The organism is Brachymonas sp. KE5 (assembly GCF_057773645.1).
Genome location: NZ_CM173463.1, coordinates 1,265,919 through 1,289,554, shown reverse-complemented (window position 1 = coordinate 1,289,554; position 23,636 = coordinate 1,265,919). Strand labels below are relative to the sequence as shown.

At 63.5% G+C, this 23,636-nt stretch carries 20 protein-coding genes and 1 tRNA gene; 14 read left to right on the top strand and 7 right to left on the bottom strand.

The genetic code is table 11. The annotated features are described in order from the left end of the window. Positions 1 to 119: 119 nt before the first annotated feature. The 7 genes from dapC to ACX36O_RS06125 all read left to right on the top strand — a co-directional run bounded on the left by dapC (position 120) and on the right by ACX36O_RS06125 (position 7,611). Positions 120 to 1,331, top strand: coding sequence for a succinyldiaminopimelate transaminase (gene dapC / locus ACX36O_RS06155; RefSeq protein WP_213360523.1), 1,212 nt, complete (start codon positions 120 to 122; stop codon positions 1,329 to 1,331). A 70-nt stretch (positions 1,332 to 1,401) separates the two neighbouring features. Beyond that, on the top strand, positions 1,402 to 2,229 hold the full coding sequence (dapD, locus tag ACX36O_RS06150) for a 2,3,4,5-tetrahydropyridine-2,6-dicarboxylate N-succinyltransferase (RefSeq protein ID WP_371686398.1): 828 nt from the start codon (positions 1,402 to 1,404) through the stop codon (positions 2,227 to 2,229). A gap of 97 nt (positions 2,230 to 2,326) precedes the next feature. After that, positions 2,327 to 3,490, top strand: a complete 1,164-nt coding sequence (dapE, locus tag ACX36O_RS06145; RefSeq protein WP_488360205.1) for a succinyl-diaminopimelate desuccinylase — start codon at positions 2,327 to 2,329, stop codon at positions 3,488 to 3,490. A gap of 143 nt (positions 3,491 to 3,633) precedes the next feature. Continuing rightward, entirely contained in the window at positions 3,634 to 4,524 is an 891-nt protein-coding gene (gene prmB / locus ACX36O_RS06140) for a 50S ribosomal protein L3 N(5)-glutamine methyltransferase (RefSeq protein ID WP_488360204.1), read from the top strand. Next, positions 4,521 to 6,608: a ribosomal protection-like ABC-F family protein gene (abc-f, locus tag ACX36O_RS06135; protein WP_488360203.1), complete on the top strand. Its 2,088-nt coding sequence runs from the start codon at positions 4,521 to 4,523 to the stop codon at positions 6,606 to 6,608. The genes prmB and abc-f overlap by 4 nt, the downstream gene beginning before the upstream one ends. A gap of 93 nt (positions 6,609 to 6,701) precedes the next feature. Further along, positions 6,702 to 6,950, top strand: coding sequence for a GlsB/YeaQ/YmgE family stress response membrane protein (locus ACX36O_RS06130; RefSeq protein WP_250130997.1), 249 nt, complete (start codon positions 6,702 to 6,704; stop codon positions 6,948 to 6,950). An 88-nt stretch (positions 6,951 to 7,038) separates the two neighbouring features. Then, positions 7,039 to 7,611: a hypothetical protein gene (locus tag ACX36O_RS06125; RefSeq protein WP_371686397.1), complete on the top strand. Its 573-nt coding sequence runs from the start codon at positions 7,039 to 7,041 to the stop codon at positions 7,609 to 7,611. A 117-nt stretch (positions 7,612 to 7,728) separates the two neighbouring features. Here ACX36O_RS06125 and ACX36O_RS06120 read toward each other — a convergent pair whose 3' ends face one another. The 3 genes from ACX36O_RS06120 to ACX36O_RS06110 all read right to left on the bottom strand — a co-directional run bounded on the left by ACX36O_RS06120 (position 7,729) and on the right by ACX36O_RS06110 (position 11,163). Then, a complete protein-coding gene (locus ACX36O_RS06120) occupies positions 7,729 to 8,937 on the bottom strand; it encodes a branched-chain amino acid ABC transporter substrate-binding protein (protein WP_213360513.1) in 1,209 nt (402 codons plus the stop codon). A 167-nt stretch (positions 8,938 to 9,104) separates the two neighbouring features. Continuing rightward, a complete protein-coding gene (locus ACX36O_RS06115; protein ID WP_213360512.1) occupies positions 9,105 to 9,548 on the bottom strand; it encodes a DNA polymerase III subunit chi in 444 nt (147 codons plus the stop codon). A gap of 13 nt (positions 9,549 to 9,561) precedes the next feature. Then, complete coding sequence (locus ACX36O_RS06110) at positions 9,562 to 11,163, bottom strand: leucyl aminopeptidase (protein WP_371686396.1); 1,602 nt, start codon at positions 11,161 to 11,163, stop codon at positions 9,562 to 9,564. A 40-nt stretch (positions 11,164 to 11,203) separates the two neighbouring features. On the opposite strand from ACX36O_RS06110, the gene lptF reads away from it, so the two are divergent. The 5 genes from lptF (at position 11,204) to ACX36O_RS06085 (ending at position 15,945) form a co-directional block, all read left to right on the top strand. Continuing rightward, positions 11,204 to 12,355: an LPS export ABC transporter permease LptF gene (lptF, locus tag ACX36O_RS06105; RefSeq protein ID WP_213360509.1), complete on the top strand. Its 1,152-nt coding sequence runs from the start codon at positions 11,204 to 11,206 to the stop codon at positions 12,353 to 12,355. Further along, positions 12,352 to 13,458 carry an LPS export ABC transporter permease LptG gene (gene lptG / locus ACX36O_RS06100; protein WP_213360507.1) on the top strand — a complete coding sequence of 369 codons (1,107 nt, stop codon included), beginning with the start codon at positions 12,352 to 12,354 and terminating at the stop codon, positions 13,456 to 13,458. Before lptF ends, lptG begins: the two co-directional genes overlap by 4 nt. A 76-nt stretch (positions 13,459 to 13,534) precedes the next feature. Continuing rightward, positions 13,535 to 13,611: transfer RNA gene (locus ACX36O_RS06095), tRNA-Pro, on the top strand. A gap of 156 nt (positions 13,612 to 13,767) precedes the next feature. Beyond that, positions 13,768 to 14,709 carry a CysB family HTH-type transcriptional regulator gene (locus ACX36O_RS06090; protein WP_213360505.1) on the top strand — a complete coding sequence of 314 codons (942 nt, stop codon included), beginning with the start codon at positions 13,768 to 13,770 and terminating at the stop codon, positions 14,707 to 14,709. Positions 14,710 to 14,769: 60 nt separating this feature from the next. Continuing rightward, a complete protein-coding gene (locus ACX36O_RS06085) occupies positions 14,770 to 15,945 on the top strand; it encodes a pyridoxal phosphate-dependent aminotransferase (RefSeq protein ID WP_213360504.1) in 1,176 nt (391 codons plus the stop codon). Positions 15,946 to 15,948: 3 nt separating this feature from the next. Here ACX36O_RS06085 and ACX36O_RS06080 read toward each other — a convergent pair whose 3' ends face one another. From ACX36O_RS06080 to ACX36O_RS06065, 4 genes are all read right to left on the bottom strand, one after another. Next, complete coding sequence (locus ACX36O_RS06080) at positions 15,949 to 16,311, bottom strand: hypothetical protein (RefSeq protein WP_371686395.1); 363 nt, start codon at positions 16,309 to 16,311, stop codon at positions 15,949 to 15,951. Between the two features lie 233 nt (positions 16,312 to 16,544). Next, the gene (locus tag ACX36O_RS06075; protein ID WP_250130996.1) at positions 16,545 to 17,117 is read right to left on the bottom strand and encodes a c-type cytochrome; all 573 of its coding nucleotides are present in this window, start codon (positions 17,115 to 17,117) and stop codon (positions 16,545 to 16,547) included. A gap of 188 nt (positions 17,118 to 17,305) precedes the next feature. Next, on the bottom strand, positions 17,306 to 21,445 hold the full coding sequence (gene hrpA, locus ACX36O_RS06070; protein ID WP_371686394.1) for an ATP-dependent RNA helicase HrpA: 4,140 nt from the start codon (positions 21,443 to 21,445) through the stop codon (positions 17,306 to 17,308). 60 nt (positions 21,446 to 21,505) lie between these two features. Beyond that, the gene (locus ACX36O_RS06065; RefSeq protein WP_213360502.1) at positions 21,506 to 22,222 is read right to left on the bottom strand and encodes a response regulator transcription factor; all 717 of its coding nucleotides are present in this window, start codon (positions 22,220 to 22,222) and stop codon (positions 21,506 to 21,508) included. Between the two features lie 428 nt (positions 22,223 to 22,650). Between ACX36O_RS06065 and ACX36O_RS06060 the strand changes: the two genes are divergently transcribed. After that, positions 22,651 to 23,076: a hypothetical protein gene (locus ACX36O_RS06060; protein ID WP_213360501.1), complete on the top strand. Its 426-nt coding sequence runs from the start codon at positions 22,651 to 22,653 to the stop codon at positions 23,074 to 23,076. An 82-nt stretch (positions 23,077 to 23,158) separates the two neighbouring features. Beyond that, positions 23,159 to 23,584, top strand: a complete 426-nt coding sequence (locus ACX36O_RS06055) for a hypothetical protein (RefSeq protein WP_213360500.1) — start codon at positions 23,159 to 23,161, stop codon at positions 23,582 to 23,584. The last annotated feature ends 52 nt before the right edge of the window (positions 23,585 to 23,636 follow it).

Below are 23,636 nucleotides of genomic sequence, written 5' to 3'. Positions count from 1 at the left end.
GTTCGTAATTACGCAATCCGTACCACGCTTCGGCCTCTTACAATAGTTGAATCATCAAAGAACGCATCATACCTGCTGCCTGTTGCGGGCCGCAGGGTGTTTGCGTGCCAGCGTCATCCATGAATCCCCGCCTGTCCCTGCTGCAACCCTACCCCTTCGAGCGGCTACGCCAGCTGTTTGCCGACATCACGCCCAACCCGGACTACGCCCCCATCAGCCTGGGCATCGGTGAACCCAAACATCCCACGCCGCCCTTCATCCAGCAGGCACTCTGCGATGCCACCATGGGCCAGCCTGGCCTGGCCGGCTACCCGGCCACCGTGGGTGAACCGGGCCTGCGCCAGGCCTGTGCCGACTGGATGCAGCGCCGCTACGGCGTGACGGTCGATCCCGCCACGCAGGTGTTGAGCGTGAACGGCTCGCGCGAGGCACTGTTTGCCATCGCGCAAACGGTGATCGACCCCACCGGCAACGCCATCGTGCTGTGCCCCAATCCGTTCTACCAGATCTACGAAGGCGCCGCCCTGCTCGCCGGCGCCACGCCCTGGTATGCCCCCAGCGTGCCGGAGCGCAACTTTGCAGTGGACTGGGACAGCGTGCCGGAAGATATCTGGCAACGCACGCGCCTGATCTATGTCTGCTCGCCGGGCAACCCCACCGGCGCCGTGATGCCGCTGGACGAATGGCAGAAGCTGTTCGCCCTGTCCGACCGCTACGGTTTCGTGATTGCCTCGGACGAGTGCTACAGCGAGATCTGGTTCCGCGACGAGGCTCCGCTCGGCGGCCTGGAAGCCGCGCAGAAGCTGGGGCGCCATGATTTCCGCAACCTGCTGATGTTCACCAGTCTGTCCAAGCGCAGCAATGTGCCGGGGCTGCGCAGCGGCTTTGTCGCAGGCGACGCCGCGTTGGTCAAGTCCTTCCTGCTGTACCGCACCTACCATGGCAGCGCCATGAATCCGGTGGTGCAAAAGGCCAGCGCCCTCGCCTGGGGCGACGAGGCCCATGTGGAGGACAACCGCCGCATGTACCGCGACAAGTTCGCGCAGGTCACGCCCGTGCTGGCCGACGTGCTGGACGTGGCACTGCCCGATGCCGGCTTCTACCTCTGGGCCCATGTCGGCAAGACCTGCGATGGCTCGGATACCGAGTTTGCCCGCCAGCTGCTGCAACAGGTCAACGTGACGGTGCTGCCCGGCAGCTTCCTCGCCCGCGAGGCGCATGGCCACAACCCCGGCGCCGGCCGCATCCGCATGGCCCTGGTGGCCGAGACCGCACAGTGCATGGAAGCCGCCCAGCGCATCCGCAACTTCGTCCAGTCCCTTTCTTCCTGACTCTCCTTTTCCGGCCGCCTCCTGCGGCCTGATTTTTTCGTTGTCTCCTCACCCATAACAAGGACTCGCCATGAGCACCATCCAACTGCAGACCATCATCGAAAACGCCTGGGACCATCGCGCCGAAATTTCTCCCTCCAGCGCTCCGAAGGAAATCGTCGATGCGGTGGAACATGTGCTGGCCGAGCTGGATGCCGGTACCCTGCGCGTGGCCACGCGCGAGGCGGTGGGCCAGTGGACGGTGCACCAGTGGATCAAGAAGGCCGTGCTGCTGAGTTTCCGCCTGCGCGACAACGAGGTGATGAAAGCCGGCGATCTGACCTTTTACGACAAGGTGCCCACCAAGTTCGGCAACATGAACGCCAACGAACTGCAGGCTGCAGGCGTGCGCGTGGTACCGCCGGCCATGGCGCGCCGCGGCAGCTATATCGCCAAGGGCGCCATCCTGATGCCGTCCTATGTCAACATCGGCGCCTACGTGGATGAAGGCTCCATGGTCGACACCTGGGCCACCGTGGGCAGTTGCGCCCAGGTCGGCAAGCATGTGCACCTGAGCGGCGGCGTGGGTCTGGGTGGTGTGCTTGAGCCGCTGCAGGCGGGTCCGACCATCATCGAGGACAACTGCTTCATTGGCGCCCGCTCGGAGATCGTCGAGGGCGTAATCGTGGAAGAGAACTCCGTGATCAGCATGGGCGTGTACATCGGCCAGAGCACGCCGATCTACGACCGCGCCACGGGCGAAATCAGCTATGGCCGCGTGCCGGCCGGCTCCGTCGTGATCAGCGGCAGCCTGCCCAAGGACAATGGCCGCTACAGCCTGTACGCGGCCATCATCGTCAAGCGCGTCGATGCACAGACCCGTGCCAAGACCAGCCTGAACGACCTGCTGCGCGACTGATGGATGCGCGGATGGCAGCTACACTGCCATCTGGCTGCGTTTGCCCGGCACCGCCTGCGCGGTGCCTTTCTGTCTTCAAGATCCCGGAATTTTCACCGTGTCCGACACCCTTCTTCTTGCCGAACAACTGATCGCCCTGCCCTCCGTCACGCCGGACGATGCCGGCTGCCTGCCGCTGATCGCCAGCCATCTCGAACCCCTGGGTTTTCAGTGCGAGCGCATCGACAGCGGCCCGGACCACTTCCGTGTCAGCAACCTGTGGGCGCTGCGCCTGGGCAGCCGGGGTGAAGCCGGCAAGACGCTGGTTTTCGCAGGGCATACCGACGTGGTCCCCACCGGCCCCGAAGCCGAGTGGACCAGCCCGCCCTTCCTGCCCACGCACCGCGACGGCAAGCTCTACGGCCGCGGCGCCAGCGACATGAAGACCTCGCTCGCCGCCATGGTGATGGCCGTGCGCGACTATCTGGCTGCCGAGCCGGACACCTCTCTCAACATCGCCTTCCTGCTCACCAGCGATGAGGAAGGCCCGGCCACCGATGGCACAGTTGCCGTCTGCAAGGTGCTGCGCGTGCGCGGCACGCGCCTGGACTACTGCGTGGTGGGCGAGCCCACTTCGGTGGAATGCACCGGCGACATGATCAAGAACGGTCGTCGCGGCTCCATGAGCGGCAAGCTCACCGTGCACGGCGTGCAGGGCCATATCGCCTATCCGCAGTTGGCGAAGAACCCGATTCACCTCGCTGCCCCTGCGCTGGCTGAGCTGGTCGGCATCACCTGGGATCAGGGCAATGCCTTCTTCCCGCCCACCAGCTGGCAGATCAGCAATATCCACGGCGGCACCGGCGCCAGCAACGTCATTCCCGGCTCGGTCGTGATCGACTTCAATTTCCGCTTCTGCACCGAGTCCACCCCCGAGAGCCTGCAGCAGCGCCTGGAAGCGGTGCTGAAAAAACACGCACTCGAATACACGCTCGACTGGACCATCAGCGGCTTACCTTTCCTCACCCAGCCGGGCGATCTGGTCAACGCCGTGCAGCAGGCCATCCGCGACGAAACCGGCATCGAAACCGAACTGTCCACCAGCGGCGGCACCAGCGACGGCCGCTTCATCGCGCAACTGTGCCCGCAGGTGATCGAGCTCGGCCCCCCGAATGCCACCATCCACAAGATCAACGAGCATGTGGCGCTGGCGGATATCGCCCCCCTGACCGGCATCTATCGCCGCATTCTGACCAACCTGGCAAAAGCGGAACACGCGTGAAACCGTGCGCGCTCGCCGCAGCGGCATGGCCAGAAGCGTGTACGCTGTCGGGATGAACGCGATCGCACAAGGCTTGCTGCTGCAACTGCGCTTCCCATTGCCACGGCCGCACATCCGGCGGCCAGAAGATTTTCTGCCTCTCCATGACTGATACCCTCACCCCCCTGCATGCGCTGGTCCGCCAGCAGGCCGAACGCCTCGAAGCCGCCGGCGTGGCCCTGGGACACGGCACGGCCACGCCCTTTGACGAAGCCGCCTGGCTGGTGCTGTGGCAACTCGGCCTGCCGCTGGACACCGACCTGGACGACCCGGCCCAGCCGACTCCCACGCAGGAGCAACTGCAGCAGGTCGACCAGCTCGTCACCCGCCGCATCCAGACGCGCCAGCCCGCTGCCTACCTCACGCGCGAAGCCTGGCTGCAAGGCGTGGCCTTCTACGTGGACGAACGCGCCATCATCCCGCGCAGCCTGATCGCCGAGACCCTGGCCGATGGCAGCATCGATGCTTTTCTGCACCCCGAAACCTGTCATGTGCTGGACCTGTGTACCGGCAACGGCAGCCTGGCGGTGCTGGCGGCCCTGGCGTGGCCTGATGTGGTGGTCGAGGCCGCCGATATCTCCACCGACGCGCTGGCCGTGGCCGCCATCAACGTGGAAAAGCACGGCCTGCAGCAACGCATCCGCCTGCTTCAGAGTGACGGCCTGGCCAACTGCACCGGCCCCTACGACCTGATCCTGTGCAACCCGCCCTACGTCAACGCGCACAGCATGGCGGCGCTGCCGCCCGAATTCCAGGCCGAGCCCGATCTGGCCCTGGCCGGCGGCGAAGACGGCATGGATTTCATCCGCCCGCTGCTGGCTGCCGCCCCTGCACGCCTGAGCGAACGTGGCGTGCTGGTGCTGGAAATCGGCCACGAGCGCGACCATTTCGAAGCAGCCTTCCCGCACCTGAACCCGCTCTGGCTCGAAACCAGCGCCGGTGGTGACCAGGTGCTGCTGCTCACGCGCGAAGCCCTGCTGGAGCAAGCCGAATGATTGTCATCCAGGATGTCACCCTGCAGCGCGGCACCAAGGTGCTGCTGGACAAGGCTTCGGTCACCCTCAACCCCGGCGAGCGCGTGGCGCTGGTCGGTCGCAACGGAGCCGGCAAGTCCAGCCTGTTCGGCCTGCTCAATGGCACGGTGCACGAAGACAGCGGCGAAGTGGTGGTGCCGGCCCACTGGCGCCTCGGCCAGGTCGCGCAGAACATGCCCGAAACCAGCGAAAGCGCCACCGCCTTCGTGTTGGGCGGCGACACGCGACTGCAGGAAGCCCAACAAGCCCTCGCCGCCGCCGAGGCCAGCGGCGACGGCATGGCCATCGCCCACGCCCACACACTGCTGCAGGACGCCGGCGCCCATGATGCCGCCTCGCGTGCCCAGACCCTGATCCTCGGGCTCGGCTTCCAGGTGAACGAGCTGGACAAGCCCGTCAACAGCTTCTCCGGCGGCTGGCGCATGCGCCTGCAACTGGCGCGCGCGCTGATGTGCCCGAGCGATCTGCTTCTGCTCGACGAACCCACCAACCACTTGGACCTGGACGCCCTGGTCTGGCTGGAAGGCTGGCTCAAGCGCTACCCCGGCACCCTGCTCATCATCAGCCACGACCGCGAATTCCTCGATGCCGTCACCCAGGTGACCGTGCACATCGAACACGCCAAGTTGAACCGCTACGGCGGCAACTACACCGCTTTCGAGGAAATGCGCGCCCAGCAGATCACCCTGCAACAGGCAGCCTATTCGCGCCAGCAGGAAAAGATCGCCCACCTGCAGAAATTCATCGACCGCTTCAAGGCCAAGGCCACCAAGGCCAAGCAGGCGCAAAGCCGCGTCAAGGCGCTCGAGCGCATGGAGCGCCTGGCGCCTGTGCTCACCAGTGCGGACTTCACTTTCGAATTCCAGGAGCCGCCGCAACTGCCCAACCCCATGCTCGCCATCCGCAATGCCAGCTTCGGCTACCGCGGAGCCGACTATGTGGCACCCGATGCCTCCCAGGCCGGCGATGTGGAGGACTTCAGCACCAGCCACACCCTGCGCGAGCACCAGTTGCAGACCGGCGAAGCGTTGGCCGATATCAGCGCCAGCGACACCGTCATCCTGCGCAACGTCGACCGCTCCGTGCTGGCCGGCCAGCGCATCGGCGTGCTCGGTGCCAACGGCCAGGGCAAATCCACCTTCGTCAAGACCATCGCGCATGCCCTGCCGCTGCTCGCTGGCCAGATCACCGAAGGCAAGGGCCTGCGCCTGGGCTACTTTGCCCAGCAGGAACTGGACGTACTGCAGCTCGACGATACCCCGCTCGGGCACATGATCCGCCTGGCCAAGGCGCACCCCGACATTGCCGCCCAGGCCGGCCGCGAGCAGGATCTGCGCAACTTCCTCGGCAGCTTCCAGTTCAGCGGCGACATGGTGTCGCAGCGCGTCGGCAGCATGAGCGGCGGCGAAAAAGCCCGCCTGGTGCTGGCCATGATCGTCTGGCAGCGCCCCAACCTGCTACTGCTGGACGAACCGACCAACCACCTCGACCTGACCACGCGCGAGGCGCTGGCCATGGCGCTGAACGAGTTCGAAGGCACCGTGATGCTGGTCAGCCACGACCGTGCCCTGCTGCGCGCCGTGTGCGACGACTTCTGGCTGGTCGGCCACGGCACCATCGCCCCGTTCGACGGCGACCTGGACGACTACCAGCGCTACCTGCTCGACATGGCCCGCCAGAAGCGCGAAAGCCTGGCCGAAGCCGCCGGTGCAGCGAAACAGGCTGCTGCCCCCACCGACAAGCCGGCCCTCAGTGGCGCCGAACAGCGCAAACTGCAGGCCGCACAGCGGCAGCAGTATCTGGAGCAGCGCCGCCCGCTGGCCAAGCGTCAGCAACAGCTCGAGCAGCAGATGGACAAGCTCAACGTGGAAAAAGCGTCGCTCGAAGCCCGCCTGTGCGAACCGCTGGACCCAGGAGCCATCGCCGAAGCCGGCCGCAAGCTCAAGCAGTGCACCGACGCGCTGGAGGAAGCAGAAATGAACTGGCTGGAGGTGTCCGCCGAACTGGAAGCCGTGGAAACGGCCTACGAGGCCGGCACAGCGTGACAAGGTTCCTGCTGTTCAGCGATTTTTAATCTGAACGACAAAAAAAGGCGCTACAGTAGGAGTGTTCATCATTCAACAAAGGGAATCCCCACCATGATGCAAATCATCTCCATCATCGTTGTCGGCTTCATCGTGGGCCTGCTGGCCCGCGCACTCAAGCCCGGCGACGACAAGCTCGGCCTGCTGATGACCACCGTGCTGGGCATTGCCGGCTCCGCCGTGGCCAACTTTGCCGGCTCCGCACTCGGCCTGTACCGTCCTGGCGAGGCCGCCGGCTGGATTGCCTCCATCCTGGGCGGCATCGTGCTGTTGTTCCTCTACGGCATGATCGCCAAAAAGTGATGCCGGGCCGGCTGCCGGCTTGACGGCAGGTTAATATGCAGGGGGGCTGTCATCAGCCCCCTTTCTCATGCCTTTACGCCTGTCGTCCATGCCCTTGCACCGATCCCTGCTGACCCTGCCCCTGCTGCTTGCCGGCCTCTCCCTGGTTGCCGGCTGCCAGAAGACGGAAACGCACGCCCCGGCCTCCATGTCTTCCAGCCTGGTCGGCCCGAGTGCGGTGCTGCCGGCCTCGGCGGCATCGCTGCCGGCCAGCGCATCCGAAGTGATCAAGGGCATCTACTTCTGGGGACCGGAAGTGGAAACCATCTCTCCCTGCAACACCAACCAGACCTTCTGGCTGGATGGCAGCGAAAGCGCGCTCGCACCCCTGGAGGAAATGGCGCTCGACAAGGCCAACCGCGCCAACGAGGCCTACCAGCCCATCTACGCCGAGTTGCGCGTGATCCGCAAGGGCCAGGCCACAGATGGCTTCGCCGTCGAGTATGACGGCGTGGTCGAGCTGCAGGAAGTGATTGCCAGCAACGCCGAGGTGCCTTCCGGCTGCAAGCTGATCGAGGTCCCCACCCCGCCGGCAGAGCCCGCTTCCGAGCCGGCATCGGCCGCCATGGACGCCGCCTCGCAACCAGCCTCTGCCCCCGCTGCCCGCAGCAAGGCCGGCTGACAGCCCAAAAAACGAAAAGGCCAGATCGGCAATGATCCGGCCTTGTTCAGAAAGCAGCATCCGGGCGAAGGCTTGCGGCCCTGCCGCAAGCCCCGCACTCCTGCGAACAGGGTCTGCTTATTCGATAGCTTCCTTGACGCCCTTGGGATAGTGGAACAGGGTCGCTGCCGGATCCTTCATCTCGCCGCTGGGCTCGAAAGTAATGGTGGCAGATACGCCCTTGTAGTTGGACTCTGCCAGCTTGGGCAGGTACACGGCCGGATCGGCGGAGTCGGCGCGCTTCATGGCGTCCATGATCAGCATGGCAGCGTCATAGGTGTAGGGGCTGTAGACTTGGTACTGGCCAGGGTAGGCCGCGTCATAGCGCTTCTTCCATTCTTCACCGCCGGGCATCTTGGTGATGGAGGAGCCGCCAACCGCGCACACCACGTTCTGGAGCGGCTTGGCGCCGCCGGAGAGCTTGGCCAGTTCCATGGTGCAAATGCCGTCGCCACCAAAGAACTTCTGCGTGGTCAAGCCGAGCTGCTCCATCTGGCGCAGCATCGGGCCGGCCTGGGCGTCCATGCCTCCATAGAAGATGCCGTCCGGCTTCTCGGCCTTGGTGGCAGTCAGGATCGCCATGAAGTCGGTCGCCTTGTCGGTGGTGAACTGCGTGCTCACGATCTCGATGCCGTTGGCCTTGGCCACCTTGGCAAACACCTCGGCAATGCCCTGGCCATAGGCGGTGCGGTCGTCGATCACGGCCACGCGCTTGAGGTTGTTCTTCTTGGCGTCATTGGCCAGTGCGGCACCCAGGGCGTCATCGTTGGCGATGATGCGGAAGGTGGTCTTGTAGCCGGGCTTGGTCAGCGCAGGGTTGGTGGCGGCGCCCGTCACCATCGGAATGCCGCAGTCGTTGTAGATCTTGGAGGCAGGAATGGTGGTGCCGGAGTTGAGGTGGCCAACCACGCCTGCCACCTTGGAGTCGCACAGCTTCTGCGCCACGGCCGTGCCCTGCTTGGGATCGGCAGCGTCATCTTCCACCACGGCTTCGAAACGGATCTTCTTGCCGCCCAGGGTCATGCCCTTCTGGTTCATGTCGTCCACGGCCATCAGCACGCCGTTGGCATTGTCCTTGCCGTAGTGTGCCTGGCTGCCGGACATGGGCGCAACGGAAGCGATCTTCACCACCTGCACGTCACCACCGGCCGCGGGAGCGGCAGGTGCGGCAGATACGGAGGCTCCGCTGGCCGGAGCGGCGGGTGCCTCTTCCTTCTTGCCGCAGGATGCCAGCAAGGCGGCAGCAGCCAGGGTGGCCGCAACGCTGAAACGCAACTGATAGTGCATGATGTTTGTCTCCAGATATAGGTGTGTCTTCGAAAGCCGGGCTTTCCCGCCGCCTGGTCTGCCTGTTTGCAAATCCTTCAACGACAGCGAAAAAATTGTAATGCGCCAGTTACCGTTCACTCGTCCTATTTGCACGTTCTAGGGCAAACACCGAGAACCCGGCTTTCTCAGCCCTTCACCTGCACATCATGCCGCTGGATCTGGTAGCCACGGCTGGTGTAATAGCGCCAGCGCTCGCGCGCCTGGGCACGGTCCGCCTCGTCCTGCGAAACCACCTCGATCAGCCGTGCGAACTGCTCGAACCCGGCCGGCACCTGCGGCATCAGACTGACCAGCACATCATGGCGTGCGCAGCTGCCCACGTCGCCGGTAAGCCAGACGCGCGCACACTCCTGCATGGCAGCCGCCGTCGCACCTCCTTCCTGCCCTTCGCGCCAGTGGCCGATGAAATCGGTCGCGGACAGCTCCCACAGTTTGCGGTCGAGCTTGTCCAGCGTTGCCGGCTCGGCCACCACCACGATGGAATCGGCACGCCCCACCGCCTTGCGCAGCAGGCGGCTGAGGTAGGCAACCCGGTCGGGAATATTGAAATGGAAGGCGATTTCGGTCATGCCAGGGCCTGAATCATCCGCGCTTGCCTGCTGCGGCGCCCTTGCCCTTGGCTGCTGCAGGCTTGCGGGCCGCCGGTTTGCCCGTCTTGCCGGTATCCCTTGCTGTCGCCTTGTCCCCCTCGGGTGCAGGCAGGGCAAACTGCACCGGCGTCTTCGCCAGGTTCAGCACCAGCCGCACCAGCAAGGGCACCGGGCGGCCGGTAGCCCCCTTGGCGGCGCCCTCGTCCCAGGCCGTGCCGGCAATGTCCAGATGCGCCCAGGGATAGGCCGAGGTATAGCGTTCCAGGAACTTGGCTGCAGAAATCGCCCCGGCGGTACGCCCTGCGATGTTCGCCATATCCGCGAAATTGGATTTCAGTCCCTTGCCATAGGCATCGTCCATAGGCATGCGCCAGCACAGGTCGGCCGACTCGTCCGCCGCCTGCTCGATGGCGCGCGCCAGCTCATCGTGCTGGCTGAACAGGCCCGAGCGCAGGTTGCCCAGCGCCATCACGCAGTTGCCGGTCAGCGTGGCGATATCCACCACCGCCAGCGGTTTGAAGCGTTCGGCATAGGTCAGCGCATCGCACAGGATCAGGCGCCCTTCGGCGTCGGTATTGAGCACCTCGATGGTCTGGCCGCTCATGCTGGTGATTACATCGCCCGGCTTGGTGGCTTCGCCGCTGGGCATGTTCTCGCAGGCGGGAATCAGGCCCACCACGTTGATGGCCGGACGCAGGTGGCGCAGCGCCTCGAACAGCCCCAGCACGCTGGCAGCACCCGACATGTCGAACTTCATCTCGTCCATGCCGGCGCCCGGCTTGATGGAAATGCCGCCGCTGTCGAAGGTGATGCCCTTGCCGACAAAGGCGAGCGGCGCCTGCTTGCGGTCAGCGCCGTGGTACTGCAGCACGATGAAGCGCAGTGGCTCGCTGGAGCCCTTGGCCACGGCCAGGAAAGCGCCCATGCCCAGCTTGCGCACTTTGGCCTCGTCCAGCAGTTCGCATTTGAAACGTGCGTCGCCATGGCCTTCGTTGCCGGAACGGGCAATCTCCTCGGCGACCTTGCCCAGCAGCGTGGGGGTGGCATGGTTGGCAGGACGGTTGGCCCATTCGCGCGCCAGGCCCATGCCGGCCAGCAGCGCACGACCTTCCTCGAAACCCGTACGGCAGTCATTGGCATTCGGCGCGCCGATAACGACCTTCTTCAGCCCGCCCTTGGCCGAAGGCTTGGTGTTGCTGTACACATAGCCGGCGCCCCCCACGGCGAGCATGGCAGTACGCACCTGGTCGATCGTGGCGTCCTGCGCGAAATACACGGCCAGACGCACGTCCTCGCTGACCAGTTCCTTCACCGCCTTGGACAGTGCCTCGCGGATGTCCTGCGGCTTGCCCTGGCCGATCCCGAGCAGGATTACGCGGGAGGCAAAGGCATCGTCGGGCAGGTAGAGCGACAGGCGCTTGCCCGCAGCCGGGCTCCAGTGGCCGCACTGCATGGCGCGGGCAATGGTACCGGGCAGGCCGGCCATGCGCTCCGGCAGCACTTCGTAGCCATCACGCAGCAGGACGAGCAAGACATCACTGCGCACAGCCTTGCTCGGAGCCAGCAGGTCGGAGGGGGAGAGTTGGAAATTCATGATAATGTCGGTTTGTTCTTGGATTGCAAGCGCGGGACTAATGTTATTCGATTCTTCCATACGCCGCGAACTGACCCGCACCTTTGGCGCGACGCTGTTCGTGCTGCTCATCATCGTGCTCACGATGATGCTGATCCGCACGCTCAACTTCGCCAACAAGGGTACGGTGGATCCGTCCGAGGTGTCGCTGGTGCTGGGCTTTACCGTACTGGCCTATTTCCCGACCATCCTCACGCTCAGCCTGTTCATCAGCATTGTCTACACGCTGTCACGCATGTACCGGGACAGCGAGATGGATGTCTGGTTTTCTGCCGGACAGGGCCTGTTCCGCTTCCTGCGGCCGGTGCTGCAGTTTTCAGCGCCGGTCATCGTGGTGATTGCCCTGCTGTCGGTGTTTGGCTGGCCTTGGGCCAATGCCAAGTCGCAGGAGCTGCTCAACCGCTACCAGAGCCGCGGCGACCTCGAGCGCATTGCCCCCGGCCAGTTCCAGGAATCGCGTGACGGCAGCCGCGTGTTCTACATCGACAACAAGGACATGAAGGAGCGCGGCACCCCGGACAAGGCCAGCAAGCTGTTCATCTTTGCCCGCCAGCCCAAGAGCGAAGTGGTGGTGTCGGCCAGCAACGGGCATATCCGCATGGTGGGCAACGAGCGCTTTGCCGTCCTCAACAACGGGCAAAGCACCGAAATCCACGATGACCAGACACTGACCATCAGCCGTTTCCAGGAATACGGCATCCGCATCGGGGGCAAGCCGGTGGAGGTGAAGGACGTCAACCTCAACGACCCGACCACCCTGATCGGCATTTCGCCGCGCATCATCCCCACTCCGGCCCTTTTCCGCATTCCGGAAGGACGCTTCCAGGGCGAATTGGGCTGGCGCCTGGGTATGGCGCTGGCGGGCATCAACTTCATGCTGCTGGCGCTGGCGTCCTCGCGCGTCAACCCGCGCTCGGGACGCAGCGGCGGGCTGATCGTGGCCCTGCTGTTCTTCGTCGCCTATTTCAACCTGCTCAACTTCGGCAAGAACTGGGTGGCCACCGGCAAGATCGGCATGCCGATGATGCTGCTGGTGCTGCATGGTGGTGTCTTCGTGGCCTCGCTGCTGTGGTTGTGGAAGCGCCACATGCAATGGTCTTTCAGCCATCTGTGGCAGCGTCGCCGCACGCGTGAAACGGGAAGTGCAGCATGAAAACGGCACAAGGCTATATCCACCGCCAGATCTATCTGGCCGTTCTGTTCGTGACAATCGGCTTTCTGGCGCTGTTCTTCTTCTTTGATGCGGTCAACGACATCTCGTACACCAGCCGCAATCCGGTGCTGCAGTACACCATCGTGAATGCCTTGTCCTATGTGGGCATGCTGATTCCCGGCCATGTGTACGAACTGCTGCCCATCGCCGTGCTGATCGGCACCATCTTCGTGATGGCCAGCCTGGCGCAGAACTCCGAATTCACCATTCTGCGCACCAGCGGCCTGAGCCCTGCACGCGCCCTGCGCAGCCTGCTGTGGATCGGCGCCATTTTTGGCGTGCTCACCTTTCTGGTCGGCGACTACGTCGCGCCGCGCACAGAGAAGTTCGCCCAGAACTACAAGGCCCGTTTCGAAGGCAACCTCACGTCCGGGCGTACCGGTGCGTGGATGAAGGAGAGCGCGGGTGGAGGCGACCGCATCGTCAACGTGCAGCAACTCACACCCCAGGCTGAGATGCGCAATGTGCGCGTGTTCAACTTCGGGGCCGATGGTGCCTTGTCCGATATCGTCAAGGCCGAATCCGGCACCTTCGGCAAGGACGGCAGCTGGCATCTGCAGAATGTGCAGCACACCGTGCTGACGGGAGCGGCCGAAGAGCAATACCGCATCAAGCGCGAACAGTTGCCAACCATGCACATGACGACGGAAATCGCACAGAGCATGGTGGCGTCGGCCCTGCTCGAACCGGACCGCATGTCGGCACTGGAGCTGTACCAGTACGTTTCGCACCTCAAGAGCAACAACCAGTCGGCACAGAACTACGAAATCCAGTTCTGGCGCAAGGTGTTCTACCCGCTGAGTTGCCTGGTAATGGTGATCCTGGCCCTGCCCTTTGCCTACCTGCATTTCCGCTCGGGCAACATCACCACGGCGGTATTTGGCGGCGTGGTGATCGGCATCAGCTTCTTCCTGCTCAACAACGTGTTCGGCTACATCGGCAACCTCAATGGCTGGGTGCCGTGGGTGGCGGCAGCGATACCCAGCGTGATCTATACGCTGATCTCGCTGGGTGCATTTGTCTGGCTGGTGCTGAAGCGCTAGTACCGTCGCAGATTTGCCCGGAAAAATTTCGCAGGCCTTGAAAATCACCAAAAACCGAGGCTATAATCGATGTCTTCGGAGTATGGCGCAGCCTGGTAGCGCGTCTCGTTCGGGACGAGAAGGTCGAAGGTTCGAATCCTTTTACTCCGACCATCCATGAAAAGGGTTGCAGCGCAATGTTGCAACCCTTTTTCTTTTTGCATGACAGGCATTGCGGCCATACCACATGCATGCAAAGCATAAGACTCATTCCTCTTATACAATATCGCCCATAACGACCGCAGCCGGTCCTTTTCTTCATCGGGCACCATGAACCTCCATCAATTCCGCTTTGTCCAGGAAGCGGTCCGCCGCAATCTCAACCTCACGGAAACCGCCAAGGCGCTGTTCACCTCGCAGCCCGGGGTGTCCAAGGCCATCATCGAGCTGGAGGAGGAACTGGGCGTGGATATCTTTGCGCGCCACGGCAAGCGCCTGAAGCATGTGACGGAGCCCGGCCAGCACATCCTGGCCAGCATCGAGATCATCCAGCGCGAAGTGGCCAACCTCAAGCGCATCGGCGAGCAGTTCAGCACGCAGGACAGCGGGCGCCTGAGCATTGCCGCCACCCATACGCAGGCCCGCTACGTGCTGCCGCTGCGCGTGGCCCAATTGCGCCAGCGCTATCCCAAGGTCCAGGTGAGCCTGCATCAGGGCACGCCCGAGCAGGTGGCGCGCATGCTGCAGGAAGAATCCGCCGAAATCGGCATTGCGACCGAGTCGCTGGCCGACTACGCGGACCTGGTCACCCTGCCCTGCTACAACTGGCAGCACGTGCTGGTCGTGCCCGAAGCGCATCCGCTGGCGCACGAAGAGCGCATCACGCTGGAGATGCTGGCCCAGCAGCCGCTCATCACCTACCATCCCTCGTTCACCGGACGCACCCGTATCGACCAGGCCTTTGCGCAGCGTCGCCTGACGCCGGAAGTGGTGCTGGAAGCCATCGATTCGGATGTGATCAGCACTTACGTGACGCACGGACTGGGCGTCGGCATCGTGGCCGAAATGGCGATGACGCATGATCCCAAACCGGGACTGGTGTACCGCCCGCTGGGGCATCTGTTCGGCAGCAACGTCACGCGCGTGGCCTTCAAGCGCGGCGTATACCTGCGCAACTACGTGTACGAGTTTGCCGAGTACCTGAGTGACCGCCTGCCGCGCCAGCTAGTGATGAAGGCCATGACCGGCCAGTTCGACGACTACGAGCTGTAAGCACACCCGCCCCACCTGCCCCCCGCGCCGCCGTCACGCCGGCGCGGTTCCGGAGACTCCATGAGCGCCGCCCTGCACACCCCCGCCATTTCCTCGCGCCTGCCAGCGGTAGGCACCACGATTTTCTCCGTCATGTCTGCGCTGGCCCAGCAGCATGAAGCGGTCAACCTCGGACAGGGTTTTCCGGATTTTCCGTGCGACCCGGCGCTGGTCGACGAGGTGCACCAGGCCATGCTGGCGGGGCACAACCAGTATCCGCCCATGCCCGGCGTGCCGGCGTTGCGTCAGGCCATAGCGGACAAGATCAGCCTCCTCTACGGGCAGCGCTACGATGCCGATGCCGGCATCACGGTGACGGCCGGCGCCACGCAGGCACTGCTGACCTGCCTGCTCGCCGTGGTGCAGCCCGGTGACGAGGTGATCGTGCTGGAACCCTGCTATGACAGCTACCTGCCCGGCATTGCCATGGCCGGCGGCATCCCGGTGCGTGTGCCGCTCAGGCCCGGCAGCTTTCGCCCGGATTTCGACCGCATTGCCGCGGCAATCACGCCGCGCACACGCGCCATCATGATCAACACCCCGCACAACCCTTCCGGCACGGTGTGGAGCGAGGCCGACATGCTGCGGCTGCAGGACCTGCTGGACGGCACCGAGGTGATCGTGATCAGCGACGAGGTGTACGAGCACATGGTGTTCGATGGCGCTCCGCACTGCAGCGTGGCGCGCTACCCGGCCCTGGCAGCACGCAGCATGATCGTGAGCAGCTTCGGCAAGACCTTCCATGTGACGGGCTGGAAGGTGGGCTATGTGGCGGCGCCCCCGGCGCTGATGGCCGAGTTTCGCAAGATCCACCAGTTCAACGTGTTCACCGTCAACACGCCGATGCAGCACGGGCTGGCACAGTACATGCGTGATCCGCAGCCCTACCTGCAACTGCCCGCCTTCTACCAGCGCAAGCGCGACCTGTTTGCCGAAGGGCTGCGCCACACCCGCCTGCAACTGCTGCCCTGCACCGGCACCTATTTCCAGTGCGTGCGCTATGACGCCCTCGCCGTGACCGAGCGCGACCTGCCAGAAGGCGAGTTCTGCCAGTGGCTGACGCGGGAGGTGGGTGTTGCCGCGATTCCGCTCTCGGCCTTCTACGCCGAAGGCTTCGAGCAGAAAATCATCCGCTTCTGCTTTGCCAAGCGGGATGAAACGCTGGCACTGGCGCTGCAGCGCCTTGCCAGCCTGTAAGGCTTACTTGCTGGCGGCTGCGTCCTGGGCACGCTTGGCCGCGGCTTCGGCCTTCTCCAGGGCCGCATTGGCAGCTGCCTTGCCTTCTTCCGTTGCCTGCTTGGCGGCAGCCTTGCCTTCGGCCGTGGCGTCCTGCACCGCAGCCTTGGCACGATCGGCAGCAGCAGCGGCCTTTTCCGCAGCGGCAGAGGCTGCCGTGGCAGCGGCCTTGCCGGCCATCTCGGCAGCCGAAGCAGCCTGATCCACCGCAGCGCTGGCCTGGGCGGCAGCGCGCTCATCCTTGGGAGTTTCTTCCTTCTTTCCGCAAGCCACCACGGACATGGCGGCAACCAGGGAGGCAACAAGCAGCGTGCGTTGGAATTTCATGATGGTCCTCGAATCGATGGGATGAATGGCTGCGCGGGAGTCCAAGCGCAGAGTCGTCGGAAGCTGACAATTTCATGACATCCCGACAAGGCAGACTGTAATGGAACTGCGCCGGATGTGGCAACGCTGTCTGCAACGGAATGTAATCGGGCAACGGATCGTTGCATGGTTGGCACCAAAAACAAAGGCCGCCCCGACTGAGCGGGCGGCCTTGTGCGACGCGGATGGCGTGATTACTTGGCGTGGCTGACCATGTACATCACGGCAGCTTTCACGTCCTCGTCAGGAGCGGTGGAGCCACCCTTGGGAGGCATCACGCCCTTCTGGCCGGTGAAGCCCTCGATGGAGTGCTTGAACAGTGTTTCTTCGCCCTGGGCAATACGGGGAGCCCAGTCGGCCTTGTCGTCCAGCTTGGGAGCGCCGGCAACGCCAGCAGCATGGCAGGCCTGGCAGGTGGACTTGTACAGGGCTTCGCCCTTGGCCAGGTCGAGGCCGGCAGCGGCACCTGCAGCAGCACCGGTCACGGCAGCGGAAGCGGCGTTCACGGCGGAGGCGGCAGCAGCGGCCGTAGCGGACGCAGCGTTATCGACGGCGGAAGCGGCACTATCCATTGCAGAGGCGGCGGTGTCAACTGCAGCGGAAGCGGCGGTCACGGCCGCAGAGCCAGCCATGTCAGCGGCAGAAGCGGCCATGTCGGCAGCGGAGGCAGCCTGGCTGGCGGCAGCCGTGTCTTCCTTCTTGCCACAAGCGGTCAGGGCTGCAGCGGCAGCCAGGGTCAGGACGAGCAGAGAGCGTTGAACGTTCATGAGTTGTTCCTTCGGTTCATTGGAAAATCAGAGTCAGGCACTTTCCGCAAACTGCTGGGCAAGCGCTGCCGACCAGTGCCACTTTAACGGACACCAGTTCCATTGTGTGTCAGACAACGCCGATTTGTGAGTTTATTGTCAGCTTTGCTGTTACACGGTGCAGTCTTACAACGAAGTCTTGACTTGACTCAATACACGAGTTGCTGCCACGCCTTCTCCAGTCGTTTTACGCTCACAGGCTGGGGAGTGCGCAGTTCCTGCGCAAAGAAGCTGACGCGCAACTCCTCCAGCAGCCAGCGGAACTCCTGCATGCGCGCATCCGTCTGGCCCTTGCGCTCGGCCAGCAAGCGCCAGTAGCGCTGCTCCAGCGGCTTGTGTTCGGCCATTTTCTGCGCATCGCGGGCAGGATCGGTGCGCAGCTTGTCCAGTCGCAGGGTGATGGCCTTGAGGTAGCGCGGCAGGTGCTGCAGTTGCGACCAGGGGGTTTCTGCCAGGAAGCGTTTGCTGCACAGACGCTGCAACTGCTGCGTGGCGTCTGCCACGGCATCGGGCTGGATCTTCGTGTCCTTGATCTTGCGCGTGGCGACGGCGAATTCGGCCAGCACCACGCCCGTCTGTCGTGCCACTTCCTGCGCGATCAGACTGAGGCGGCTCCTGCCCTCTTCCACGCGCCTGGCAAACGCCTCGGAATCGGAGGGAAGCGGATCAGCGAGAAAGGCGCGATCCATGGCCACGTCCAGGATCTGCTGACGCAGTTCCTCTGCCGTTCCCAGCGGCATATAGGCGGCGGCCATTTTCTGGAAATCCGGCAAGTTCTTTTCCAGATACTTGAGTGCGTCCCTGACCTGCAGGGCAAACAGCCGGCGCAGGCCGCTGCGGTGACGTGCGGCTGCCACTTCCGGTTCGTCGAATACCTCGATGCTCACGGCGTTGCCCTGGTCGATCAGGGCGGGAAAGCCGATCAGCGTCTGGCGGCCGCGGCGCATTTCCATGATTTCGGGCAGTTCGCCGAAGGTCCAGGCGGTGTAGCGCTGGTCTTCGGCCAGATTGCTGGCCATGGAAGCGCCTGAGTCCTGCCCTCTGGATGCCTTCCCCGCTGCGGTTTCCAGCGGCGCCTTGCGGGAGTCCGCCTTATCCGGCGCCTGCGGGCGCTTGCCGGAATCACCTGTCTCGCTCGTGCCACCCGACGTGCTGCGCAATTCCTGCCGCAGCACGGCCAGCGCCTGGAAAGCCCCGCGCGCCTGGCTGCCCAGCTCCGCCTTGAGCGCACCGAGATTGCGTCCCATGCCCAGCTGGCGGCCGTGCTCGTCCGTCACGCGCAGGTTCATGAACAGGTGTGCCGGCAGCATGTCCAGCTTGAAATCGTTGCGCTTCACGTCCAGGCTGGTGTGGTCGCGCACGGCCTTGAGCAAGGCATCCAGCAGGCTGCCGTGGGCAAAGCCGGGCTCATCCTGCAGTTGGGCGGCCAGCCGCGTGGCACTTTCCGGCAGCGGCACGAAACGGCTGCGCGGACGCTGCGGCAGGCTCTTGAGCAGGGCCTGGATCTTGTCCTTGAGCATGCCGGGCACCAGCCATTCGGCGCGGTCCTCACTGACCTGGTTGAGGGCGAACAGCGGCAATTCCACCGTCACGCCGTCGCGCGCATCGCCCGGCTCGTGCAGATAGGTGGCGCGGCAGTCCACGCCACCCAGGCGAATGGTGCGCGGAAACAGCTCTGTGGTGATGCCGGCCGCCTCGTGCCGCATCAGCTCTTCCTTGCTGATCTGCAGCAGCTTCGGGTTGCCGCGGCTCGCGCTGCGGAACCATTTTTCGAGCTGGTGGGCGTTGGTGACGTCTGCCGGAATCTGCGCGTCGTAGAAGGCATAGATCAGCTCGTCGTCGACCAGCACGTCCTGGCGACGCGACTTGTGCTCCAGCTCCTCGACCTGTCGCACCATCTTGCGGTTGGCTGCCAGGAACGGCAGGGAGGATTCCCAGTCATCCCCGACCAGCGCCTGGCGGATGAAGATCTCGCGCGCGCTAACGGGATCAATACGGTCGTAATCGACGCGCCGGTTGTTGTAGACCACGATGCCGTAGAGCGTGGCACGTTCCAGCGCCACCACCTTGCCGGCCTTCTTTTCCCAATGCGGGTCCAGCAACTGTTTGCGCAGCAGATGTGCGCCGACCTCTTCCAGCCATTGCGGCTCGATGTTGGCGATGCCGCGACCGAACAGGCGCGTGGTTTCGACCAGTTCCGCGCAGGCAATCCAGCGCCCCGGCTTCTTGCGCAGGTGGGCACCAGGATGGCGCCAGAACTTGATGCCGCGCGCACCCAGGTACCAGTCTTCATCCTCGCTCTTGAAGCCCACGTTGCCCAGCAGGCCGGCCAGCATGCTCTGGTGCAGCTGGGCATAGCTGGCGGGGGCCACGTTGTGCTTCCAGCCCTGTTCGCCGGCCACTGTCAGCAGCTGGCTGTGGATGTCGCGCCATTCGCGCACGCGGCGCACGTTGATGAAATTCTGGCGCAGCAGGGACTCGTACTGGCGGTTGCTGAGCCTGTGGGTAGGCGCAGCTGCGGATGCACTTGCGGCACCGGCTGGCTGAACACGCCCGGCCTGCGCTGTTTCCCGCTTGCCAGTGGGGCCTTGCGGTGTGCCCGTCTGGCCTCGATGGCCCTGGCCTTCCAGTGCCTGTGTCACCTGCCCGGCAGCCACCAGGCGTTGCGCCACCGGCAGCACCGCCTGCGAGGCGCCCTTGCGGGACAGCGCCAATTGTTGCGCACGCGCTGAAGGCAGCGAAGGGGAACCACCCCGCGCCTCATGCAGCCATTGCCACAGCTTGAGCGTGCTGACGAATTCGCTTTTCTCGTCGTCGAACTTGGCCTGCGCCTGGTCGGCTTGGGTCTGCTGTTCCAGCGGACGGTCGCGCACGTCCTGCACGCTCAGCGCCGAGGCAATCACCAGCGCTTCGTCCAGCGCGCCGCGCGCATTGGCTTCCAGCAGGATGCGCCCGATGCGCGGATCCAGCGGCAGGCGTGCCAGTGCGCGCCCCACGTCGGTCAGCTGGTTGGCAGCATCGACCGCACCCAGCTCTTTCAGCAACTGGTAGCCATCGGCGATTGCCTTGGGGCGCGGCGCCTCCAGGAAGGGAAAGCGCTCCACATCGCCCAGATGCAGCGATTGCATGCGCAGGATCACGCCCGCCAGTGAGGAGCGCAGGATTTCGGGATCGGTAAAGCGCGGGCGGCTGTTGAAATCCTTCTCGTCATACAGGCGGATGCAGATGCCGTTGGCGACACGGCCGCAGCGACCGGCACGCTGGTTGGCCGCGGCCTGGCTGACGGATTCGACCAGCAGTTGCTCCACCTTGTTGCGGTAGCTGTAACGCTTGACGCGCGCCGTGCCACTGTCAATCACGTAGCGGATGCCCGGCACCGTGAGCGAGGTTTCGGCCACGTTGGTGGCCAGCACGATGCGGCGGCCGCCGTGGCTGTCGAACACGCGGTCCTGCTCGGCTTGGCTCAGGCGTGCAAACAGCGGCAGCACTTCGGTGTTGCGCAACACCGGGCTGTGGCTCAGGTGCTTGCGCAGATGGTCGGCCGCTTCGCGGATTTCGCGTTCGCCGGGCAGGAACACCAGGATGTCGCCGCTATCTCCTGGGGAACGCCAGAGCTCGTCCACCGCATCGGCTATGGCCGTGTTCAGGTCGGTATCCTTGCTTTCCTCGAAGGGGCGATAGCGCGTCTCGACCGGATACAGGCGTCCGGACACCATCAGCACTGGCGCCGGCCCCTTGCGCGAGGCAAAGTGCTGGGCAAAACGGTCGGCGTCGATGGTGGCCGAGGTGACGATGACCTTCAGGTCCGGCCGGCGCGGCAGGATTTCCTTGAGGTAGCCGAGCAGGAAGTCGATGTTCAGGCTGCGTTCATGCGCCTCGTCGATGATGAGGGTGTCATAGGCCTTGAGCAGCGGGTCGCTCTGCGTCTCGGCCAGCAGGATGCCGTCGGTCATCAGCTTGACGGAAGCACCCTTCTGCAGCCGGTCCTGGAAACGCACCTTGTAGCCCACCACCTCGCCCAGCGCCGTGTTGAGCTCTTCGGCAATGCGCTTGGCCACGCTGCTGGCGGCAATCCGGCGCGGCTGGGTGTGGCCGATCAGGCGCGGTTTTTCGCCTGGGCGCGCATGTATGGCGCCGCGGCCCAGTGCCAGCGCAATCTTGGGCAATTGGGTGGTCTTGCCCGAGCCGGTCTCGCCGCAGACGATGACGACCTGGTGCTCGCGCACCGCTGTCATGATCTCGTCGCGCCGGGAAGATACCGGCAGGTTTTCGGGGAATTCAATCAGCAAAATGGATGCCTGGCGGCCGCAAGCCCGCCAGCGAATAGGGAAAAGCGTGATTATCCTTGATCACGCTCCTGTTGCACCCCTGGCTTGCAGCAGAAGGCCGAGGGCAATCGCCTTGCTGACCGCCTGCGCACGCGAGCGAACCTGCAGCTTGCGATAGATATTCTTCAGGTGTGCGTTCGCCGTCTGCACGCTGATGCCCAACTCCGTCGCCACTTCAGCACTGGTATGGCCTTTCGCCACCATCTGCAACACCTCCTGCTCGCGGAGGGTAAGACACTCCTCTCCTTGCGAAGCCCTGCCATCGAGACGTGCGCCCCTGGCTCCCGCCCCATTGCGCAACCGTGGCAAAAGGCGGCGGGTGATGCTGGCCGTCACGGGAGCCCCACCGTGGACCACTTCGAGAATGGCATCGCCATAGCTGACGAACCAAGAACTCTTGACCAGATACCCGGTGGCGCCTTTTTCGAACGCTAGCATGGCCAGTGCTTCATCGTCATCGATGGAGGTGGCAACCACCTCCACCAGCGGCATACATTGCTTGACCTGATCGATGACATCAAGACATTGTCCACTCTGGAGCTGCAAATCGAGCAGCATCACATCGAACTCCTGCTGAGCCAGTATGCGCTTCACATCCTGCAGGGAACTGGCTATGGCACGCAAATCGATCCGCGGATCTTTCTGCAACTCGCCAGCAATCACACGCTGGGCGTGTGTATTACCTTCCACCAAAACGACCTGAATCGGACGATCTATCCTGCCAACATAGCGTCGCATGAGAAAATACCACAAAAGTAACAAAACCGTCACACAAAATTTTCGTCAACGGGCGAAATTTCTTGATGCTTTACACATGCTACGAAATTTATCAAGATTGTTACCAACTTTTCTAGCGGGAAACACCGTTAACTTTTTGGGTTTTCTTGTATTTTTTCAAATAAACATGAATCTTACATTAAGTTACATGTGCACTTTTGTATTTATTCATTTGTGTTTATCCATATAAATCAAAGGCTTGTGTTTCATTTGCGAACGGTAGCCCGGAAGGATGGGTACCCAGATCTGGCGATTTCCAAAGCCTGGCAGACGAAACAAACTGCAGTCGTCGAGCAAACGGTGTAACACAACGCAAACACCGGCAGCCCGTCCGACTGGCAGGCCCCTCCTGGCAGCCGTATCCATCAACAATCCTTGGAGAAACCAACATGAAACGCCTCGCAATCATTGCCGCTGCTTTCGCCACTACCGCTGCTTTCGCAGCTCCGGGTGAAGTGCAGATCAACGCCCCCTCCATCCAGGGCGTCGCTGCCATCCAGTCTTCCATCACCAACAAGGCTGCTGGCTTCATGGTCAAGGCACAGCAGAACGTCTCCACCAACACGGCTGGCGTTGAAATCAACAGCCCGTCCATTCAGCTGACAATTGCCAACGATTCCAGCCTGAGCAACGAAGCCAGCGGCTTCCTGAGCACTGCGAAGCAGAACCTGGCCACCAACGACGGCAACGTGACCGTTGACGCTCCGCAACTGCAGGTCGTTTATGCCAATGGCAGCAACATCGCCAACGAATCACTCGGCTTCATGACTGAAGCCGTGCAGAACCTGGCCAACAACTACGCTCCCGCTCCGTAAGCGTCCGGCCCTCCGTGGTGCAGCTGCCTAACTAGATGACAGGCAGCTGCATCCTGGTCATTATCACCACCAGGAGATCGGCATGTTCTTCAAACGCATTCCGCTGATTGCCGTCCTGCTCGTCGCCGGCTCCGCCACCAGCCCCCTGCTCGCAGGGCCCTGGGAGGACACAATTACTCTGAGCCGGCCCGTGCAATATCTGAAACTGCCCAACTATTCCGTGCAGAAGTCCAGCCCGCTTGAAAAGACGGATGGCATGCCTGCGTCGTTACGCGCAAAAGTGGCGCGCTACCAGGCCAAGGCCAAGTCCCAGATGTCTGGCGACGGCACGATCTATACCGAGAAAGACGTGATTTCCAGAAGCTCCGGCAACGCCCTCCAGCGCACCTGCGTACAGGAAGTTGCAAGCAATACCTTTGCCACCACGCCGGGAGTGCCTGGCGCAACCAAGGGCAAGGGAGACCAGATCGTCGTCCTGCGCGGGGATGTCATCAACATTTGCAACTAAGCTGCTCACGCTGCGATGCCGGTTGCAGAGCAACATCCAGGATAGTCACGCA

What these genes read in the sequence shown, in the direction of transcription:
- dapC (WP_213360523.1), top strand. Translation starts at nt 120, where the DNA reads ATGAATCCCCGCCTGTCCCTGCTGCAACCCTACCCCTTCGAGCGGCTA.
- lptF (WP_213360509.1), top strand. Translation starts at nt 11,204, where the DNA reads ATGTTATTCGATTCTTCCATACGCCGCGAACTGACCCGCACCTTTGGC.
- ACX36O_RS06120 (WP_213360513.1), bottom strand. Translation starts at nt 8,937, where the DNA reads ATGCACTATCAGTTGCGTTTCAGCGTTGCGGCCACCCTGGCTGCTGCC.
- ACX36O_RS06065 (WP_213360502.1), bottom strand. Translation starts at nt 22,222, where the DNA reads ATGCGACGCTATGTTGGCAGGATAGATCGTCCGATTCAGGTCGTTTTG.
- ACX36O_RS06060 (WP_213360501.1), top strand. Translation starts at nt 22,651, where the DNA reads ATGAAACGCCTCGCAATCATTGCCGCTGCTTTCGCCACTACCGCTGCT.
- ACX36O_RS06075 (WP_250130996.1), bottom strand. Translation starts at nt 17,117, where the DNA reads ATGAACGTTCAACGCTCTCTGCTCGTCCTGACCCTGGCTGCCGCTGCA.
- lptG (WP_213360507.1), top strand. Translation starts at nt 12,352, where the DNA reads ATGAAAACGGCACAAGGCTATATCCACCGCCAGATCTATCTGGCCGTT.
- ACX36O_RS06110 (WP_371686396.1), bottom strand. Translation starts at nt 11,163, where the DNA reads ATGAATTTCCAACTCTCCCCCTCCGACCTGCTGGCTCCGAGCAAGGCT.
- ACX36O_RS06130 (WP_250130997.1), top strand. Translation starts at nt 6,702, where the DNA reads ATGATGCAAATCATCTCCATCATCGTTGTCGGCTTCATCGTGGGCCTG.
- ACX36O_RS06085 (WP_213360504.1), top strand. Translation starts at nt 14,770, where the DNA reads ATGAGCGCCGCCCTGCACACCCCCGCCATTTCCTCGCGCCTGCCAGCG.
- prmB (WP_488360204.1), top strand. Translation starts at nt 3,634, where the DNA reads ATGACTGATACCCTCACCCCCCTGCATGCGCTGGTCCGCCAGCAGGCC.
- ACX36O_RS06115 (WP_213360512.1), bottom strand. Translation starts at nt 9,548, where the DNA reads ATGACCGAAATCGCCTTCCATTTCAATATTCCCGACCGGGTTGCCTAC.
- ACX36O_RS06055 (WP_213360500.1), top strand. Translation starts at nt 23,159, where the DNA reads ATGTTCTTCAAACGCATTCCGCTGATTGCCGTCCTGCTCGTCGCCGGC.
- ACX36O_RS06080 (WP_371686395.1), bottom strand. Translation starts at nt 16,311, where the DNA reads ATGAAATTCCAACGCACGCTGCTTGTTGCCTCCCTGGTTGCCGCCATG.
- ACX36O_RS06125 (WP_371686397.1), top strand. Translation starts at nt 7,039, where the DNA reads ATGCCCTTGCACCGATCCCTGCTGACCCTGCCCCTGCTGCTTGCCGGC.
- dapD (WP_371686398.1), top strand. Translation starts at nt 1,402, where the DNA reads ATGAGCACCATCCAACTGCAGACCATCATCGAAAACGCCTGGGACCAT.
- ACX36O_RS06090 (WP_213360505.1), top strand. Translation starts at nt 13,768, where the DNA reads ATGAACCTCCATCAATTCCGCTTTGTCCAGGAAGCGGTCCGCCGCAAT.
- abc-f (WP_488360203.1), top strand. Translation starts at nt 4,521, where the DNA reads ATGATTGTCATCCAGGATGTCACCCTGCAGCGCGGCACCAAGGTGCTG.